This is a genomic window from Sphingopyxis indica, from assembly GCF_032879645.1.
GTDB lineage: Bacteria > Pseudomonadota > Alphaproteobacteria > Sphingomonadales > Sphingomonadaceae > Sphingopyxis > Sphingopyxis indica.
In genome coordinates, this window is sequence record NZ_CP076394.1 from 73,659 (window position 1) to 90,421 (window position 16,763).

The 16,763-nt window shown below is 64.3% G+C and carries 18 protein-coding genes; 5 read left to right on the top strand and 13 right to left on the bottom strand.

The annotated features are described in order from the left end of the window. The 4 genes from trbF to KNJ79_RS00410 all read left to right on the top strand — a co-directional run bounded on the left by trbF (position 1) and on the right by KNJ79_RS00410 (position 2,961). Positions 1 to 684: a conjugal transfer protein TrbF gene (gene trbF / locus KNJ79_RS00395; RefSeq protein WP_137890199.1), complete on the top strand. Its 684-nt coding sequence runs from the start codon at positions 1 to 3 to the stop codon at positions 682 to 684. Continuing rightward, a complete protein-coding gene (gene trbG, locus KNJ79_RS00400; RefSeq protein ID WP_294048586.1) occupies positions 681 to 1,517 on the top strand; it encodes a P-type conjugative transfer protein TrbG in 837 nt (278 codons plus the stop codon). Before trbF ends, trbG begins: the two co-directional genes overlap by 4 nt. A gap of 365 nt (positions 1,518 to 1,882) precedes the next feature. Further along, positions 1,883 to 2,743 carry a TrbI/VirB10 family protein gene (locus KNJ79_RS00405; RefSeq protein ID WP_317152377.1) on the top strand — a complete coding sequence of 287 codons (861 nt, stop codon included), beginning with the start codon at positions 1,883 to 1,885 and terminating at the stop codon, positions 2,741 to 2,743. Then, complete coding sequence (locus KNJ79_RS00410; protein ID WP_058818134.1) at positions 2,740 to 2,961, top strand: DUF2274 domain-containing protein; 222 nt, start codon at positions 2,740 to 2,742, stop codon at positions 2,959 to 2,961. The genes KNJ79_RS00405 and KNJ79_RS00410 overlap by 4 nt, the downstream gene beginning before the upstream one ends. A 27-nt stretch (positions 2,962 to 2,988) precedes the next feature. Here the strand turns inward: KNJ79_RS00410 and arsH are convergent, their stop codons facing one another. From arsH to KNJ79_RS00445, 7 genes are all read right to left on the bottom strand, one after another. Continuing rightward, on the bottom strand, positions 2,989 to 3,744 hold the full coding sequence (arsH, locus tag KNJ79_RS00415) for an arsenical resistance protein ArsH (RefSeq protein WP_317152378.1): 756 nt from the start codon (positions 3,742 to 3,744) through the stop codon (positions 2,989 to 2,991). Positions 3,745 to 3,749: 5 nt separating this feature from the next. Continuing rightward, positions 3,750 to 4,814, bottom strand: coding sequence for an ACR3 family arsenite efflux transporter (gene arsB, locus KNJ79_RS00420; protein ID WP_058818204.1), 1,065 nt, complete (start codon positions 4,812 to 4,814; stop codon positions 3,750 to 3,752). Between the two features lie 10 nt (positions 4,815 to 4,824). Beyond that, the gene (gene arsC / locus KNJ79_RS00425; protein WP_058818132.1) at positions 4,825 to 5,256 is read right to left on the bottom strand and encodes an arsenate reductase (glutaredoxin); all 432 of its coding nucleotides are present in this window, start codon (positions 5,254 to 5,256) and stop codon (positions 4,825 to 4,827) included. Further along, positions 5,253 to 5,774: an arsenate reductase ArsC gene (locus tag KNJ79_RS00430; protein WP_058818131.1), complete on the bottom strand. Its 522-nt coding sequence runs from the start codon at positions 5,772 to 5,774 to the stop codon at positions 5,253 to 5,255. Before KNJ79_RS00430 ends, arsC begins: the two co-directional genes overlap by 4 nt. A 31-nt stretch (positions 5,775 to 5,805) precedes the next feature. Further along, positions 5,806 to 6,135 carry an ArsR/SmtB family transcription factor gene (locus KNJ79_RS00435; protein ID WP_058818130.1) on the bottom strand — a complete coding sequence of 110 codons (330 nt, stop codon included), beginning with the start codon at positions 6,133 to 6,135 and terminating at the stop codon, positions 5,806 to 5,808. A 133-nt stretch (positions 6,136 to 6,268) separates the two neighbouring features. Then, the gene (locus KNJ79_RS00440; RefSeq protein ID WP_058818129.1) at positions 6,269 to 8,221 is read right to left on the bottom strand and encodes a cytochrome c/FTR1 family iron permease; all 1,953 of its coding nucleotides are present in this window, start codon (positions 8,219 to 8,221) and stop codon (positions 6,269 to 6,271) included. A gap of 4 nt (positions 8,222 to 8,225) precedes the next feature. Beyond that, complete coding sequence (locus KNJ79_RS00445; RefSeq protein ID WP_058818128.1) at positions 8,226 to 8,861, bottom strand: cation diffusion facilitator family transporter; 636 nt, start codon at positions 8,859 to 8,861, stop codon at positions 8,226 to 8,228. A gap of 55 nt (positions 8,862 to 8,916) precedes the next feature. Here KNJ79_RS00445 and KNJ79_RS00450 point away from each other — a divergent pair, with 55 nt between their 5' ends. Then, positions 8,917 to 9,339, top strand: coding sequence for a MerR family transcriptional regulator (locus KNJ79_RS00450; RefSeq protein ID WP_058818127.1), 423 nt, complete (start codon positions 8,917 to 8,919; stop codon positions 9,337 to 9,339). 52 nt (positions 9,340 to 9,391) lie between these two features. Here the strand turns inward: KNJ79_RS00450 and KNJ79_RS00455 are convergent, their stop codons facing one another. From KNJ79_RS00455 to KNJ79_RS00480, 6 genes are all read right to left on the bottom strand, one after another. Then, positions 9,392 to 9,997 (bottom strand): cation transporter, encoded by a 606-nt coding sequence (locus KNJ79_RS00455; protein ID WP_058818126.1) that lies wholly within the window; start codon positions 9,995 to 9,997, stop codon positions 9,392 to 9,394. A gap of 116 nt (positions 9,998 to 10,113) precedes the next feature. Beyond that, on the bottom strand, positions 10,114 to 13,275 hold the full coding sequence (locus KNJ79_RS00460; protein ID WP_089217534.1) for an efflux RND transporter permease subunit: 3,162 nt from the start codon (positions 13,273 to 13,275) through the stop codon (positions 10,114 to 10,116). Between the two features lie 17 nt (positions 13,276 to 13,292). Next, positions 13,293 to 14,555, bottom strand: a complete 1,263-nt coding sequence (locus tag KNJ79_RS00465) for an efflux RND transporter periplasmic adaptor subunit (protein WP_067179735.1) — start codon at positions 14,553 to 14,555, stop codon at positions 13,293 to 13,295. Next, a complete protein-coding gene (locus KNJ79_RS00470; RefSeq protein WP_067179737.1) occupies positions 14,552 to 15,787 on the bottom strand; it encodes a TolC family protein in 1,236 nt (411 codons plus the stop codon). Before KNJ79_RS00470 ends, KNJ79_RS00465 begins: the two co-directional genes overlap by 4 nt. Before the next feature lie 64 nt (positions 15,788 to 15,851). Further along, the gene (locus tag KNJ79_RS00475) at positions 15,852 to 16,190 is read right to left on the bottom strand and encodes a hypothetical protein (protein ID WP_067179740.1); all 339 of its coding nucleotides are present in this window, start codon (positions 16,188 to 16,190) and stop codon (positions 15,852 to 15,854) included. 58 nt (positions 16,191 to 16,248) lie between these two features. Then, positions 16,249 to 16,644 carry a DUF3703 domain-containing protein gene (locus KNJ79_RS00480; RefSeq protein ID WP_067179743.1) on the bottom strand — a complete coding sequence of 132 codons (396 nt, stop codon included), beginning with the start codon at positions 16,642 to 16,644 and terminating at the stop codon, positions 16,249 to 16,251. Positions 16,645 to 16,763 lie beyond the last annotated feature (119 nt).

A 16,763-nucleotide genomic window follows, 5' to 3' on the forward strand; every position in this document is an offset into this window, starting at 1 on the left:
ATTTTCCGCAGGCCCTCCAATCATTATGGGATCTCGCCCGTCCCGGTAACGCCGCATCAGCGCGCGGCGCAGGTCTGGGACGATCGCATCGGCGCGGCGCGTGTGCAGGCGAAGAACTGGCGGCTCGCCTTTTTCGGCACCCTGCTTCTGTCAGGCGGCCTCGCCTCGGCTCTGGTCTGGCAGTCGCTGCGCGGCACGATCACGCCCTGGGTGGTCGAGGTCGACAAGCTCGGCGAGGCAAGGGCCATTGCGCCCGCAGACGCCGACTGGTCGCCAACCGATCCGCAGATCGCCTTCCATCTCGCGCGCTTCATCGAGCATGTCCGGTCGATCCCGGCCGACCCGATCGTGCTGCGCAAGGACTGGCTCAGCGCTTATGACTTCACCACGGCAAGCGGCGCGCAGATACTCAATGAATATGCCCGGCTCAACGATCCCTTCGCGGAGATCGGCAAGCGACAGGTCGCGGTCGACGTGTCGAGCGTGATCCGGGCCTCCAAGGACAGCTTTCGTATCGCCTGGACCGAGCGCCGCTATCAGGACGGCAGCCTTCTCGAAACGTCGCGCTGGTCGGCGATCGTCACCGTGACGGTTCAGCCGCCCCGCACTCCCGATGCCCTGCGGCGCAATCCGCTCGGAATTTTTGTCACCGCCGTAAATTGGTCGAAGGAGCTCAGCCAGTGACACGTTTTCTCGTTTTTGTGACCGCAGCCGCGCTGGCATTTCCTGCGGTCGCCGCCCCCTCCGATGTCAAGACACAGGTCGGCCGGGCCAATGACGCGGCGCGCGTTCAGCCCGATCGCGCGAGCTTCCAGGGCGCGATCCAGAAATATGCCTGGGCCGATGGCGCGCTGTTCCAGATCTATACGGCGCCGGGGCAGGTCACCGACATCGCGCTCCAGGAAGGTGAAGAGCTCGTCGGACCCGGACCGGTCGCCGCCGGCGATACGGTCCGCTGGGTCATCGGCGACACGCTGAGCGGCGCCGGTACGTCGCGGCGCGTTCATATTCTCGTCAAGCCGACCCGCCCCGACATCATGACGAACCTCGTCATCAACACCAACCGCCGCACCTATCATCTCGAACTGCGCGCGACGCCTTCGACCTATATGGCCGCAGTCAGCTGGTCCTACCCGGCCGATGAGCTGATCGCATTGCGAGCGGCCGAAACCGAGCGGGAGCGCGCTGCACCCGTTGCGGGCGGCATCGACTTTGCGGCGCTCAATTTTGGTTATCGGATCAGCGGCGACAAGGTGCCCTGGCGCCCGCTGCGCATCTTCGACGACGGTCGCCAATTGTTCGTCGAGTTTGGCGACGGCATTGCCGAGGGCGATATGCCCCCGCTCTTCGTGCTCGGTGACAAGGAGGGTGCGGAGCTCGTCAATTACCGCGTGCAAGGCCGGTTCCTCATCGTCGACCGCCTGTTCGAACGCGCCGAACTGCGGCTTGGCAACGGGCGCGGCGCGAAGAAGGTGCGAATCGAGCGCGACGACAAGCGCCGTCGGGGGCGGTCATGAGCGGGCCGGAACGGGAAGGGAAGGCAGAACCGCCTCCTGAAGCCCTGGCGGCGGAACGCCCCGTCGCGCCGTCCAGCCCCGACGGGTTCCGGCTTGAGGGCGAGATGCCGCCTGTCATGCGCCTCTCGCGCCGGACGCTCGCGATTATCGGCGGCGCGGCAGGCTTTGCTATCGCCGGTGCTCCGCTCTGGGCGCTGCGGTCGCCTGCTCCCCAAGCCGACAAGAATCTCTATGAGACCGATCGCCCCAACCGCTCGGAGGTCATTACGGGCGCGCCCGCGGATTATGGCGCGGTTCCGAAACTCGGGCCGCCGCTTCCCGGTGACCTCGGGCGACCGATCGTCTCAGCGCAGAAGGAGGGCGGGATGATAACGCCGCCGCCCATGGTGGCTGTTCCACCGCCGGCCGATCAACGACAGCGGGCGGTGGATCAGGCGCGTGAGCGCCGGATCCAGGAAAGCGACGCGGCGCGTTCCAGCAATCTTTTCCTGGCAAGCGGGGGAGGCAGCGCCTCGGCCAGTACCGCGGAACAACCTGCGCCGCCCGCGGCGCAGGCGATCAATCCATCGGGCGCAGAAGCCCCGGCTCGTCCCTTTCTGAGGGGAGATGGTCCGCGCCGGACAGACAGCGGCGAACGCATCGTCCCGCTCGCTTCGCCCTATGTCGTGCAGGCCGGGAATATCATTCCGGCGGCGCTGATCACCGGCATCCGTTCCGATCTTCCGGGCCAGATCACAGCGCAGGTGACGCAGAATATTTATGACAGTCCGACGGGACGCATTCTCCTGATCCCCCAAGGCTCGCGCCTGATCGGGGAGTATGACAGCGAGATCGTGGCGGGACAGAATCGCGTGTTACTGACTTGGGATCGGTTGACCTTTCCCGGCGGTCGCTCGATCGCACTTGGCCGGCTCCCCGGAGCGGATGCCGGCGGAATGGCGGGGCTGGCGGATCGCACCGACTATCATTGGGGCCATATGTTCAAGGCCGCGCTCATATCGACGCTGCTCGGTGTCGGCGCCGAGCTCGGAGCGGACGACGACGATCGGCTCGTTCGTGCGATCCGGTCGGGATCGCAGGATTCGATCGGTCAGACCGGCCGGCAGATCGTCGACCGGCAACTCGCCATACCGCCCACTATCACCATCAGTCCCGGTTTCGCGTTTCGGGTCATCGTAACCCGTGACCTGGTGCTGGAGCCGCTTTTCAGCGGCGAATCCCGATGAGCAAGCTGCGGCTCGGACCCATCGCCGAGGATCGGCCGGTCAAGGTCACGGTTGAACTGTCGGGAGGCATTATGCGCGATCTTGCAGACTATGCCCGCATCCATGCCAGGGCCAATGGGCTCCCCGAGCCTTTGCCGGCGGAGCGGCTGATTGCCCCGATGATCGAGCGCTTCATGAGCGGTGACCGCGAATTCGGCAAGCTGCGGCGTCGATCCTGATCGGCACCAGTTCGCGGCCACAAGACATCACGCCCCCGGCAATTTGGCCAGCTGTGCGGGTGTCAGGATAGGGGCGTTGCGATCCTTGCGCTCCGAATAGCGATCGACAAGCTGGTCGGCGTGGCCGCGCGTCAGCACGGTGAACCGCACCAGCTCCTCGGCAACATCGACAATCCGGTCATAATAGCTCGACGCCAGCATGCGGCCTGCCTCGTCGAACTCCGCATAAGCTTTGGCAACGCTCGACTGGTTGGGGATGGTGATCATCCGCATCCAGCGGCCGAGGATGCGCAGCGTGTTGACGCTGTTGAACGACTGCGATCCCGCCGAGACCTGCATCACGGCGAGAGTGCGGCCCTGCGTGGGACGCAGACCTCTATAGGCGAGCGGCAGGTGATCGATCTGCGCTTTCATTATGCCGGTGATCTGGCCGTGGCGCTCGGGGCTGCACCAGACCTGGCCATCTGACCAGAGCGAATGCTGGCGTAGTTCCTCGACCGCGGGATGATCGTCATCGGCGATGAGGTCGGGCAGTGGCAGGTCGGAAGGATCGAAGATGCGGGTCTCGCAGCCGAAAAGCTGGAGCAGACGCGCCGTTTCCTCGACAACGAGGCGCGAGTAGGAGCGCTCGCGCAGCGATCCGTACAGAAGAAGGATGCGCGGCGCGGGATCGAGCGGCCCCAGACCAAACGCCGGCTGTGCGTGGAGATATTCGGGGCTCAATGCGGGAAAATGGTCTGCGTCGGAGAGCGCGCGCAGGCGGCTGTGGGTCTGTTCTGTCATGATACTCAGACTTGTGAAGGAACGCTCGCCGGGAACCAGCGACGTCCGAGGCGGAATGCGACGCTGACGAGGAGGATGAGGACCGGCACTTCGACAAGCGGGCCGATGACCGCCGCGAAGGCGACCGGCGAGGCGAGGCCGAAGGCGGCGATCGCGACCGCGATCGCGAGCTCGAAATTATTGCCCGCGGCGGTGAAGGCGACCGCGGTCGTGCGTGGATAATCAGCCTCGATCAGCTTGCCCATCCAGAAGCTGATGAGGAACTGCACGACGAAATAGATGGTCAGCGGGATCGCGATCCGGATGACGTCGCCGGGGATGGTGACGATCTCGCCGCCCTTGAGGCTGAACATCGCGACGATGGTGAAGAGCAGTGCGACGAGGGTGATCGGCGCGATCCTCGGCAGGAAGTGCGTCTCGTACCAGTCGTTGCCCTTGGCGCTGGCGAGCCATTTGCGGGTGAGATATCCTGCCATAAACGGGATGCCGAGATAGATGAGCACCGCCTCGGCGATCGTCCAGAAGCTGACGTCGATGACGCTGCCTTCGAGGCCGAAGAGCGGCGGCAGGACCGTGAGGAAAAACCAGGCATAGACGCTGAAGAAGAGGATCTGAAAGATCGAATTGAACGCGACGAGCGCAGCGACATATTGATTGTCGCCCTTTGCGAGCTGGTTCCACACGATCACCATTGCGATGCAGCGCGCGAGACCGATCAGGATCAGGCCAGTCATATATTCAGGCTTGTCCGCGAGGAAGACGACCGCGAGCGCGAACATCAGCACCGGCCCGATGATCCAGTTCTGGATCAGCGAGATGGCTAGGACGCGCTTGTCTTCGAACACGCGCGGCAGCTCGTCATAGCGCACGCGTGCAAGCGGCGGATACATCATCAAAATGAGCCCGATGGCGATCGGGATATTCGTCGTTCCGATCGACATCGCGTCGATCGCAGCGGGGAGGTCCTTGAAAAGCGATCCCAAGAGGACGCCGAGCGCCATTGCAAGGAAGATCCAGAGTGTCAGATAGCGATCGAGGAAGGACAGGCGTTCACGCTTTGCGGCAATCATGATGATCCCCTCAGGCATGGACGCGGTTGCCGCCGGCATCGACCACCTGTTCACCGTCTTCCTTGGCGAAGGCGCCAAGCTGGCGGGCAGGGATGATGTCGAGCACCGCTTCGGACGGGCGGCAGAGCTTCACCCCGAGCGATGTGACGACGAGCGGGCGATTGATGAGGACCGGATGCGCCATCATTGCATCAATGAGTGCGCCATCGGTGAGATCGGGGTTGCCTAGGCCGAGTTCCGCATAGGGCGTGCCTTTTTCGCGGAGGAGCTCGCGCGGCGTGATACCGGCGCGCTCGATCAGCCGCTCGAGCAGGGCTCGCGACGGCGGTGTCTTCAGATATTCGACGACATGCGGTTCGATGCCGGCGTTGCGAATGAGCGCGAGCGTGTTGCGCGACGTCCCGCACTCGGGATTGTGATAGATAATGATGTCGGCGGTCATGCGCCTGTCTCCCGCTCGCCAGTCGCGCCCTCGATGCCGCCGATTTCCTTCAACCTGCGCGCCATTGCCATCTCGTCGATGCTTTCGTGCGGGAGCGCGAGGAAGAGCGAAATCCGGTTCGAGAGATAGTGCAGCGCACGTTCGAAAGCTTCGCGCTGGCCCGGGCCTTCGACCGCGGCGGGATCTTCGATCCCCCAGTGCGCGGTCATCGGCTTGCCGGGCCAGACCGGACAGGTCTCGCCGGCGGCATTGTCGCAGACGGTGAAGATGAAATCGAGTTTGGGCGCGTCCGGGCCCGAGAATTCGTCCCAGCTTTTCGAGCGCAGACCCTCGGTCTCGAACCCGAGCTCATCGAGAAGCGCGAGCGCCTGTGCATGGACCTTGCCTTTGGGAAAGCTCCCGGCGCTATAGGCACGGAACCGCCCCTGGCCCATGCGGTTCAGCAGAGCTTCGGCTAGAATCGAGCGGGCGCTGTTGCCGGTACAAAGGAACAGCACATTATAAATCTTGTCGGTCATCGACTTCTCCCTCAAGCGCTGAATGGGCCGATCAGCAGCAGGCAAGTTCGGCGAGCAGCGGCTCACACAGTTCAGCGCGTCCTTGGCAGCAGTCTTTTGCGAGGAAGAGCATCAGGCCGCGAAGTGCGTCGATATCCGCTCGTTGGATGATCTGCCGGCCGCGCTTTTCCGGTATCACCAAGCCCGCCTTCACCAGAACCGCGAGGTGCGTCGAAAAACTACTCTGATTGAGCCCCGACGCTTCGACGAGCTGTCCCGTCGATAGCCCTTCGGGCTCATTCTGGACGATCAAGCGAAAGGCATCGAGGCGGGTGGGATGCGCCAGAGCGGCGAGGGCGGACAAGGCGGCATCAATTTGCATGCATCGGGATTATCCGATATGTTCATGTCTGTCAATTTGTATCGGGAATATGCGATGGGTCGGTTCGGCGAGGCCCACAATCGGCCTATGACGCGGATGTGGGCGGGTTGGCAACCGGTCGGGTGTCGCAATTCTACGCAGACTGATTGCCGGCTTTGGCAGGCCGCCCGGCTTCGATGGCCCGGCGATTATACCAGAAGCCAAGGATTATGATGACCAGCGCGGCGGCTTGCATGAGGATGACCTGCAGCGTCGGATAGATACCCAGGAGCGTTACTCGAGGCCAGCCGCTCACGGGCGTTACCGAGAGCATGCCTGCCTCCTGCAGCGCCGCCGTTCCCTTGCCCGCCAGTACGGCGGCGAGCACCGCCATGAGGGCAGAGCTATACGAAAAGAATTTGCCGATTGGCAGCCGCTGACTGTAGCGGAGCATCGCCCAGGCGATGACGGCCAGCAGGACAAGGCCGGTCACGAAGCCGCCGAAGACAGCCCCGCCACTGCCCTGCGATGCCAGCGCCGCATAAAACAGGATGGTCTCGAACACCTCGCGATAGACGGCCAGGAAGGCGAGCCCGAACAGGAACCAGGACGAGCGTTTCGAGAGCGCCGCGCTCAGCTTTGCGTGAATATAGCGCTGCCATTGGTCGGCCTGAGACTTTCCGTGCATCCAGATGCCGACCGACAGGAGAATGACAGCCGCGAGCAAGGATCCGAAGCCCTCGGTCAATTCGCGGCTCGCCCCGCTGACTCCGATGGCATAGGTCGCGAGCGCCCAAGTCAGGCCCCCTGCGGCAAGGGCCGCAACCCAGCCGGCATGCACATAACGCAGCGCCTCCGGGCGCTCGGCCTTTCGCAGGAAGGCGACGATCGCGATGACGACGAGGAGTGCCTCCAGGCCCTCACGCAGCAAGATCGTCAGGGCGCCGACAAAGGCCGACGTGCTGCTCGCCTGTTCGGGGGCGAGCACCTGCTCGGCATCGGTGAAGAGCGTGTCGAGCGCCGAAATCTCGTGGCGTACCTCGGCGACGGGCGCGCCCTTCTGGATGGCCGCGCGCACTGCCCCCATCGCCGTCTCGATCCGCGCCATCAGGGCGCCATCACGCGACGCGAGGAGCGGTTCCAGGGGTTCGAACCCGTCGAGATAAGCGGACAACGCAAGTTCTCCGGCTTGCTGCCTCTTCCCCGCAGCATATGCAGCGAAGCTCTGCTCGAGCCGTTCCCGCGCCAGCGCCAGCGACCCAGCCCCCGACCCCGTGACGGCCTGCGGATTAGCCCTGAGATAGGCCATCACGGCGTCGGCCTCCGGTTGTCCGATCTTCGCACCGAGCGCCGCCGGCGTCATTGCCGTCAGCGTAGGCATGTCAGGCACCAGGCGGCGCACACCAGCGTCGGATTGCCAGATCCGCTCGCCCTGCGTCGTATCACGGAAAGCGAAGCGGCCGCTGTAGAAGGCGAGGGCCCAGCGATCGGCGGCAGGAAGGTCGGCGAAACTTTGCATTGCCGTGCCGTCGAGGCCTTGCTCGATCACTTGGTAAAGCCCGAAGACGCTGCGTTCGCGAGCGCGCGCAGCATCGGAAAAGGCGATCGGCGGTGGATCGAGCCTGGCTGCATCGGGGCCGCGGCCATCGCCCGACATGCCGTGGCACGATGCGCAATTCTGCCCATAGAGAGTAGCGCCCCTCGCAAGATCTGGGCTGCGCGCCGGCGCAAGTGGCACCGGATAGGCGTTGAGCAACGCCGCTGCGACCGAACGGGCCTGCCGTGCGACTTCTCGTGGGCTTTCCTTGGCGACAACGGCTGCCTTCAGCCGCTTCGCGTCAGCCACCAATTGCGCACGTGCGCCTTTGGGTGGCAGCGCTGCAATATTCGCGGCGGCCGAATCGGTGAACTCGAGCATTTCGGCATATTCTGCCTGGCTGATGACCCGGCCGTCATGTACCGCACCGCCATAGTCCACCGCGACATAATCGAGCAGGCGCCAGGTAGTCTGCACCGACGTCGTGTCGGCGCGTGCCACGGCCGGAAGCAGCACCAGCATGGCAAGCAAGATTGCCGCAGCGCGCCGAAGCGTGGAATATGCCCTCATTTTGCTATGCCTGCGAAGGGCGCAGCTCGGCGCGTGCATTGCGCACGATCTCCGTGGCCGAATGCAGGAAGAGAAGGGCGATGACGCCCGCCACCAGAAGATCGGGCCAGGCGCTGCCCGTCCAGCCGACCAATATGGCCGCGACGATGACGGCGATATTCGCGATCGCATCGTTTCGGCTGAACAGCCAGATGGCCCGCACATTGGCATCGCCGTCCCGAAATCGCGAGAGAACCAGCGCCGCGGTCACGTTCACGGCCAAGGCGACTATGCCGATGACGCCCATGAGTTCGGCTTCGGGTGGCTCGGCATTTAAGGCCCGCGCCACGGCAAAGGCAATCACTCCCAGCCCGAGCGCACCGAGGAACAGTCCCTGGGTTAGCGCGATCCGTGCACGGCTTGCAGCAGACCATCCCAGCGCCAGTAATCCCACCAAAGTGATCGAACCGTCGCCGATGAAGTCGAGCGAATCCGCTTTGAGGGCCTGACTGTTGGCGATGAAGCCGCCGATGATTTCGCACACACCGAAACCGAGGTTGAGTATCACCACGATCCAGAGCGCCCGTCGATAGGCGGGATCACGCTCGGCACGCACGGTATCGCCCGTACAGCCACAGTTACTGTCGTTGCTTTCGCTCATCGCATTGTCCTACATTCTCCAGTAGCTGTAGAAGCAAGGCATTTCTGAGGTGCATATGGGCCGTGAGGTAGGACTTCCCATCGGAGCGCTGGCGAGCCGGACGGGTACGAAGGTCAATACAATCCGCTTCTACGAGGACATCGGGCTTCTACCACCGGCGGCGCGCACCGCCTCCGGACGTCGCAGCTATGGTCCCGAGGATGTCAGGCGCCTGGCGTTTATCCGGAGTGCGAGGGGGCTGGGATTTTCGATCGACGAAATTCGTTCACTGAAAGCCCTCGCGGCAGGACCCGAGCAGGACTGCGCCGAGGTTCGCGCTCTGGCGGCGCGACATTTGCTCGACGTCGACGAGCGTCTGGAACGCATGGTGCGCCTTCGCGCAGAACTCGCCCGGATCGTCCAGCTCTGTGAGGGCGGCCGCATAGCCGATTGCCGGGTGATTGAGGCGATCGAGGCGACGCTGCCGTCCGCGGTCTAGCGGTGGTTTCCTCGCACTCATCATTCGGTCTTCACCTTGTTATTTCTCAAATTCAGGGGTCGTCGCTTGCGGCGCCGCGAGTCTCCTTTCGGGCATCGCGCAGAATTTCGATGCCGCCCTTGATGGCAATCAGCGCAGTGGCGAACCCGACGAGCAAGTCGGGCCAGTTCGTGCCGAGCCACCAGACGAGGACGCCGGCGATCAGGATGCCGCCGTTCGAAACGAAGTCGTTGAAGCTGAAGGTCGTTGCCGCACGAAGGTTGACGTCGGGATTCTGAATGCGCTGAAGCAGCTTCAGGCAGGCATAGTTCACCACCGCCGCGACCGCCGACATGATCATCATCGTAGCGCCGATCGGTTCGCTACCCTGAAAGTAGCGCCGCCCGACATCGAACAGGACGCCGGCCGCGAAGATCAATAGCATAACGCCCGACGCTGTAGCCGCGCGGGTCTTCCATTTGATGCCATGGCTTAGTGCGACAAGGCTCAGGGCATAGACCGCCGCGTCCGATAAATTGTCGAGGCCATTCGCGATGAGGGCGCTCGAATCTCCCAGCGCGCCGGTTATGAGAAAGGCGATGGCGATCGCCGCGTTCAGGAAAAGAACGATCTGGAGGGTCTGCTTTTCGCGGTCGGTGCTGCCTGTCTTGTCTATCATTTCACGCTCCTCATACCAAGCATCCCTAAAAGGAGGCGGAACCCCTCAGGGTTCCGCCCCTGTTCGCGGCCGGCCGCTTGCGCCCAAGCGCTGCAGCAAACCGTGAGGGCCTGGCTTCAGGTCGCAAGGCCGGGCTCACGCCGCGGCCCGGCGACTTCCTCTTCTTCGATCTTCGCGCTGCGACTGTGGACCATGAGGTACAGCGCGGGCAGGACGAGCAGCGTCAGGATCGTCGATGAGATGATCCCGCCGATGACCACGGTCGCCAGCGGCCGTTGCACCTCGGATCCTGCCCCGACATTGAGCGCCATCGGTACGAAGCCGAGCGACGCAACCAGCGCGGTCATCATCACCGGCCTGAGGCGGGTCAGCGCGCCCTCGCGGATTGCATCGACGAGCGCCTTTCCGCGTTCGCGAAGATCCTTGATGAAGGATAGCATCACCACGCCGTTGAGCACCGCGACCCCGGAGAGTGCGATGAACCCGACGCCCGCCGAGATGGAGAGCGGAATGTCGCGAAGCGCCAGCGCCGCGACCCCTCCCGTCAGCGCCAGCGGCACGCCCGAGAAGACGATGGCCGCATCGCGAACCGACCCGAACAGCATGAACAAGAGGCCGAAGATCAGCAGCAGAACGAGCGGCACCACGATCTGGAGGCGCTCGGTCGCCGACTGGAGCTGCTCGAACGTCCCGCCATATTCTATATAATAACCGTCGGGCAGCACGACATCGGCTTCGACCTTCTGGGTCAGTTCGTCGATGAACGAGCCGAGATCGCGACCACGGACATTCGCCGTGATCACCGCGCGGCGTTTGCCATTCTCGCGGCTGATCTGGTTCGGCCCCGCCGCGAGCGATATCTCCGCAAGCTCCGAAAGCGGCACGAAGCCGCCGGCCGGAAGCGCAACGGGGAGATTGCCGAGCGACGCGAGGTCGGTGCGAATGGCCTCGGGAAGCCGGACGACGACGTCAAAACGCCGGTCGCCCTCGAAGAGCTCGCCCGCCTGCCGCCCGCCAGTCGCGGTCGAAACCGCATCCTGGACCGTCTCCATGCTCACGCCATAGCGCGCAAGCTTGTCGCGATCGGGCGTGACCGAAAGCATCGGCAGGCCGGTGACCTGTTCGAGCTTCACGTCCTGCGCGCCCGCGATCCCGCCGGCCACCTCCTCGATCGCCCGCCCCGATTCGAGCAGTTGATCGAGATCGTCGCCGAACAGCTTGATCGCGACGTCGGCGCGAACGCCGGCGATCAGTTCATTCATCCGCATCTTCACCGGCTGGGTGAACTCGTAATTGTTCCCCGGCACTTCGTTTACCGCCTTGTTGAGCTCGGCGACGAGCTGGTCGCGCGGCTTTCTGGGCTCGGGCCACTCCTTCCGATCCTTGAGCATGATGAAATTGTCGGCGACCGACGGTGGCATCGGATCGGTCGCGACCTCGGGCGTGCCGATCTTCGCGAACACCCGCTCGACTTCGGGGAACTGCCTGATCCTCTTCTCCAGCGCCTCCTGCATCGCGATCGACTGGGTCAGGCTCGTTCCCGGAATGCGCATCGCGTGCATCGCGATATCGCCTTCGTCGAGGTCCGGGATGAACTCGGACCCGAGACTCGTCGCCGCCACGCCGCTGAGCGCGACGAGCAGCAGCGCACCCGAAAGCGCCGCCTTCGGCCAATTCAGGACGCGGTCGAGCATCGGACGATAGCCCTTGCCGAGACCGCGCATCAGCCAATTCTCCTTCTCCTCGACCTTGCCGGTAACGAAGAGCGCCACCGCGGCCGGAACCAGGGTGAGCGACAGGAGAAGAGCAGCGGTCAGCGCGAGGACGACCGTGATCGCCATCGGGTGGAAGGTCTTTCCTTCGACGCCTTCGAGCGCGAAGATCGGCAGATAGACCGCGGTGATGATGATGATGCCGAAGATGCTCGGCTTGATCACTTCGGCGCTCGCCGAGGCAACGAGGCCGAAGCGTTCGTCGCGATCGAGCAGCCGTCCGAGCCTGTGCTGTGCCTCGCCAAGCCTGCGAAGACAATTTTCGACGATGATGACGGCCCCGTCGACGATGAGGCCGAAGTCGAGCGCGCCGAGGCTCATGAGGTTCGCCGATGTCCGCGTCTGGAGCATGCCCGTCAGCGTCATCAGCATGGCAACGGGAATAACCGCCGCCGTGATCAGCGCCGCCCGGAAATTGCCGAGCAGCAGGAAGAGGATCACGATGACGAGCAGCGCGCCCTCGGCGAGATTCTTCTGCACCGTCGAAATCGTCCGTTCGACGAGCGCGGTGCGATCATAGAGCGGCTTCGCGACAACACCCTTCGGCAAAGCACGCGACGCTTCGACGAGGCGTTCGGCCGAGGCCTGCGCCACCACGCGCGGATTTTGTCCGATCAGCATCGAGACCGTTGCGAGGACGACCTCCTTGCCATTCTCAGTCGCCGCGCCCGTGCGAAGGCCCGAACCGATCGCGACATCGGCGACGTCGGCGATCCGGATCGGAACGCCGCCGCGGGTGGCGACGATGATCTGCGACAGGTCGCGCTCATTGTTCGCCTGCCCCGGCACCCGGATCAATATCTGTTCGCCGCTGCGCTCGACATAGCCGGCGCCGCGATTTGCATTATTGGCCTCCAGCGCGGTGACGACATCGTTGAGCGAGAGATTGAGCGAAGCGAGCGAGGCCGGATAGGGGGTCACATGATATTGGCGGGCATAGCCGCCGATCGTGTTGATCTCGGCGACCCCCGGGATCGTGCGCATCTGCGGCCGGATGACCCAGTCGGACATCGTTCGGAGGTCTTCCGCCGTGTAGGGCGTGCCATCCGGCTTTCGTGCGCCCGGTTCGGCTTCGATCGAGAACATGAAGATCTCGCCGAGGCCGGTGGAAATCGGCCCCATTTCGGGCGCCATACCGGGCGGCAGCTGCCCCTTTGCGGCCTGGAGCCGCTCGTTGACCTGCTGGCGCGCGAAATAGATGTCGGTCCCGTCCTCGAAAACGACCGTGACCTGACTCAGGCCGTAGCGCGAGATCGACCTGGTATAGTTGAGGTTGGGGATGCCCGCGATCGCGGTCTCAATCGGGTAGGTGATCCGCTGCTCGGCTTCGAGCGGCGAATAGCCTTCAGCCTTGGTATTGATCTGGACCTGGACGTTGGTGATGTCGGGAACGGCGTCGATGGGCAATTTGGTCGCGCTCCACGCGCCGATCGCGCACAGGAGCGCGACGACCGCGAGGACGAGCCATCGTTGCCGGATCGAAAAGCCTATGGTTCTGGCTAGCATATTATCCTGCTCCCCGATCAATGGTCGTGGCCCGCGCCGGACTTTTCGATGTCGGCGCGAACGAGGAAACTGCCCTTGGTGACATAGGCGGTGCCGGGCTTGATGCCCGACAGGACCTCGGTCCATTCGGGCGACGAACGGCCGAGTTTCAGCATGCGGACCTCATAGTCCTGCCCGAAATTGGCATAGACCACCTTGAAGTCGCGGAAGGGCTGGATCGCCTCGGTACGCACGGCCAGCGGCACGGTGACGGGGTTGACCATCACGCGGCCGCGCAAGGCCATGCCGGGGCGCAGCGTTCCCGAGCGGTTGGGGATGGTCGCGCGGATGAGCGCAGTGCCCGCCTCGACATTGCCGTCGGGCAGGAACTGCTCGAGTGGCGCGGTCGCGATCTCGGCGCCGTCCTGCGTCTCGACCGTCACCCGCATGCCCGGACGGATAATCGCGAGGTCACGGGGGAAGATGTTGAAGACGACCGTCGTCTGCGCGGGATCGGTGATGACGTAGAGCGCCCGCCCGTCGGTGACATCGCCGGGGTTGGCGTTGCGCTCGGCAACGACCCCGCCGACCGTCGCATGCACCGGATAGACCTGGAGGCTTTCGCTCGATTCAATGCGTGCGAGAAGTTCGCCGCGGCGAACCGTGTCGCCCACCGCCTTTGTGACCGAGACGACGCGGCCGGGGAATTGACCGCGAATTTCGGAACGGGCCGTTGGCGACAATTGGACAGTGCCATAGAGTTCGCGCCTCTCGCCGACCGTCGCCGGTCCGACGACGGCGGTCTCGATGCCGCCGGCCTTGGCGGCGTCGGCCGCGATCCGCGTGCGGCCCTCAGGGTTGGCATATTTCCAGACGTGGCGTTTGCCGCCAGTCACCGCGACGACTTCGACATCGAAGCTGTGCGGTTCGGTAACGACGCCTTGCCCTGCCAGGAACTTGCCCTGCGGGCGGAAGGTGAAGCGATCGACGTCGCCGCCAAGCCGCGTGAGCGTGATCGCGAGCTGGACTTCCTTGGGATCGACCGGCTTCCCGTCCCGGGTCGCAAAAACTCGGAACTGCGGCTCGGTGCCATTCTCGAAAATCGTGATTTCGACAGCGAAATCGCCATTTTTGAGCAATTTGCCGCCATTCGGGCCCTCGGCGTCTTCTTCGCCTTCGCCCTCGGCGTGGCTCTCACCTTCTGCATGTTTGTCTTCGCCTTCGGCTCCGCCGCCGCAGGCAGCGAGCGGGACGGCAAGGAACAGCGCCGCTGCAGCGGCGGGAAATGGAAACTTCTTCATGGAATATTCTCCGCAAGGGGAGCCGCATCGAAGCGGCCGGTCAGGCGATCGATTTCCGCGAGCAAATCGCGGTAGCGCGTCATGGCCTCGGCCCACTGACCCTGGATCTGGATGATGACGTCGGCGGCATCCTGCACATCGGCGAACAGGAAGCCGCCGCGGGCATAGCCTTCGCGCACCTGACCGAGCGTCTTCACCGCCTTGGGATAGACGTCGTTCATGATGCCCTCGGCCCGCACCCGTGCGGCGTCGGCATCGGCGCGCAGCGACGCGAGGCGCCGCAGTCGTTCGAGGCGGCTCGCCTCGGACTGGAATTCGAGCTGCCGCCGTTCGGCCTGCGCCCGGGCGATATTGCCCTGGTTGCGGTCGAAGCGTCCGAGCGGGATCGAGATTCCGCCGAGAACGGCGACATCATTGGTCTCGCGAAGGAAGCGAGTGCCGCCCGACACCGTATAGTCCTGGTGCGCGCGGCTTTGCTCGACGACAACCTGTGCCCGGGCGCGATTGACGGCGGCGTCGAACACCGCGGCATCGGCTTCGGCCAGCGGCGGATCGCGCGGATCGGGCTTCTCGATACCCTCGGCGATAACGAGGCTGTCGGGAGCGCCGCCCCAGAAGGATACGAGCAATGCTCTTGCGGACTGCCGTTTGGCTTGGGCTTCCTTCAGTGCCAGCTCGGCTTCGAGAATGCGGGCATCGGCGCGGGTCTCGACGAAGAGCGGATCCTTGTAGCCGCGCATGCGCCGGATCGCTTCGGTGCGCATCTCCTTTTCGAGTTTGACGCGATCCTCTGCGATCCAGACCATCTGCTCGGCGATCTGGACGTCGATATAGGCGCGCTGCACTTCCTGGGCGATATCGAGCCGGACGAGCCGCCACTGCGCCTCGGCGAGAACGACCCCGCGTTCGGCAAGCGCCATCCGCGCCTCCCGCTTTCCGCCGCGTTCGAGCGGCTGCGAATAGGTGACGGTGAGTTCCGATTGCCGGAACAGGCCGTAGCCGCCCGTCCCGACTCCATTTTCCATGTCGACCGACACGGTCGGATTGGGTCGGACGCGAGCTTGCAGTTGGCCGGCGCGCGCGGCGTCGACCCCCGCTTCGCCGGCTCTAAGCTCTGGCGATGCAGCGATGGCCCGCTCGACCGCCTGGTCGAGCGTTAGCGGCTGGGCCCACACGGACCCCGCCAGCAGCGCAGCCCCGGCCAACAGGGCGGCGCGCATATGGATATGCATAAATGATCACTCCTGAACGGTTCGACTGAGCGCAGGCCGGGAAGGGCCGCGCGGCAGGCGTCGTTCAGGCGAGGGGAGGGTTCAGGGGAGGCGCGAGGGCGCGCGAAGCGAGGCGCATCGCGGGCAGCGCGAAGTGCAGGCCGCCGGAAAAAAAGGGCAGATCGTCATGACCCGAAAGGGCCTGATCGGATGCGACCGGGCAATTATGGTGACTGCCGTGGAGGTCGGCGTCCTGCTGACCTTTTTGCGTGTCCTTGTCCGACGCATGGCCCGGCTCGACATGGTGCGAAAGATGCGAATCCGTCGCATGGTGCGTCATGCCCGCCATCGCCGGCGCAGCATTGTGAAGCCCGCTGAGCAGCAGGATGAACACAAGCAACAGGCGAAGGGGAGCGGCGGCCATGGTCGCGCCCCTAACAGCGAATGGCTTGTTCCGGAAGCCCAAAACCGGATCAGCCCTTTCAGGCGTCGCGTTCGGCCGCCGACCGGGCCGCCTCGATCAGTACCGCCAGGCCCTCCGGCATCGGCATCGGATCGAAGGCGCTCACTCGCGCGCGGCCGTTGTTACCGGCCGGGAGCCGGCCGGTCAGCGAGCCTAGCGGCACGAGCAGGAACCGCACTACCTGACCGGCGGCTTCGCGGCTATCGCCGAGTTCGATCGCATAGCGGAACATGTGCCAGTGCGAGGCCAGATGCGCGCCCATATAGGGCTGGCTCAATATATGTTCCCATTCCAGCGCCCGCCACGCGGCGGCTTCATCGCCGGTTCGGCTTGATTCGCGGAAAAGGCGATATTGGTCGCGCAGGAGCGGCGCGACGATGGTCCGGGTCAGCGGCTTGGCAGTCGACGTGATCATGCTGGGTCCCCCTTTTTGTCCAGGGCAGGCTTTTGCACCCTGTAGTAGATACAGGGTCAAGCTCTCATGTTGCCGCTCGGCGCCTCGATGCGCGATTTCCGATTTACCGCCCTGTCCAA

What these genes read in the sequence shown, in the direction of transcription:
- KNJ79_RS00405 (WP_317152377.1), top strand. Translation starts at nt 1,883, where the DNA reads ATGATAACGCCGCCGCCCATGGTGGCTGTTCCACCGCCGGCCGATCAA.
- KNJ79_RS00410 (WP_058818134.1), top strand. Translation starts at nt 2,740, where the DNA reads ATGAGCAAGCTGCGGCTCGGACCCATCGCCGAGGATCGGCCGGTCAAG.
- arsH (WP_317152378.1), bottom strand. Translation starts at nt 3,744, where the DNA reads ATGACAGAACAGACCCACAGCCGCCTGCGCGCGCTCTCCGACGCAGAC.
- arsB (WP_058818204.1), bottom strand. Translation starts at nt 4,814, where the DNA reads ATGATTGCCGCAAAGCGTGAACGCCTGTCCTTCCTCGATCGCTATCTG.
- arsC (WP_058818132.1), bottom strand. Translation starts at nt 5,256, where the DNA reads ATGACCGCCGACATCATTATCTATCACAATCCCGAGTGCGGGACGTCG.
- KNJ79_RS00430 (WP_058818131.1), bottom strand. Translation starts at nt 5,774, where the DNA reads ATGACCGACAAGATTTATAATGTGCTGTTCCTTTGTACCGGCAACAGC.
- KNJ79_RS00435 (WP_058818130.1), bottom strand. Translation starts at nt 6,135, where the DNA reads ATGCAAATTGATGCCGCCTTGTCCGCCCTCGCCGCTCTGGCGCATCCC.
- KNJ79_RS00440 (WP_058818129.1), bottom strand. Translation starts at nt 8,221, where the DNA reads ATGAGGGCATATTCCACGCTTCGGCGCGCTGCGGCAATCTTGCTTGCC.
- KNJ79_RS00445 (WP_058818128.1), bottom strand. Translation starts at nt 8,861, where the DNA reads ATGAGCGAAAGCAACGACAGTAACTGTGGCTGTACGGGCGATACCGTG.
- KNJ79_RS00450 (WP_058818127.1), top strand. Translation starts at nt 8,917, where the DNA reads ATGGGCCGTGAGGTAGGACTTCCCATCGGAGCGCTGGCGAGCCGGACG.
- KNJ79_RS00455 (WP_058818126.1), bottom strand. Translation starts at nt 9,997, where the DNA reads ATGATAGACAAGACAGGCAGCACCGACCGCGAAAAGCAGACCCTCCAG.
- KNJ79_RS00460 (WP_089217534.1), bottom strand. Translation starts at nt 13,275, where the DNA reads ATGCTAGCCAGAACCATAGGCTTTTCGATCCGGCAACGATGGCTCGTC.
- KNJ79_RS00465 (WP_067179735.1), bottom strand. Translation starts at nt 14,555, where the DNA reads ATGAAGAAGTTTCCATTTCCCGCCGCTGCAGCGGCGCTGTTCCTTGCC.
- KNJ79_RS00470 (WP_067179737.1), bottom strand. Translation starts at nt 15,787, where the DNA reads ATGCATATCCATATGCGCGCCGCCCTGTTGGCCGGGGCTGCGCTGCTG.
- KNJ79_RS00475 (WP_067179740.1), bottom strand. Translation starts at nt 16,190, where the DNA reads ATGGCCGCCGCTCCCCTTCGCCTGTTGCTTGTGTTCATCCTGCTGCTC.
- KNJ79_RS00480 (WP_067179743.1), bottom strand. Translation starts at nt 16,644, where the DNA reads ATGATCACGTCGACTGCCAAGCCGCTGACCCGGACCATCGTCGCGCCG.